Source organism: Escherichia sp. KCJ4928 (genome assembly GCF_004352695.1).
GTDB lineage: Bacteria > Pseudomonadota > Gammaproteobacteria > Enterobacterales > Enterobacteriaceae > ECMA0423.
The window spans coordinates 1-255 of record NZ_SJWV01000831.1; the positions used below are offsets into that span (position 1 = coordinate 1).

Annotated in this window: 1 pseudogene; it reads right to left on the reverse strand. The window is 60.4% G+C overall.

From position 1 onward, the window contains the following. Positions 1-255, reverse strand: a pseudogene (locus E0D98_RS26985) (conjugal transfer protein TrbA); the annotation flags it as partial.

Below are 255 nucleotides of genomic sequence, written 5' to 3' on the forward strand. Positions count from 1 at the left end.
GAGGTTCGTCCCATATCAACCCCAGTCTCAGCATGTCCTGCCGCAGCCCTTCAATGGCTTCTTCCACACAGGGTTCCGGGCAGGGCAGGCCGAGACGACACGCTTCATTTTCTGCCCGGGCAACGGCCACCACGCCGGCCCCTTCGATGAAGCCTTTTGTGGTGTTTGCCCGGTGAAGGGCATAGAAGAGCGTCCGGTCAACGCCCTTGAGCCACAGCCAGTTCGGAGGCGTCAGGCGCAAATCATGTGCGTAAA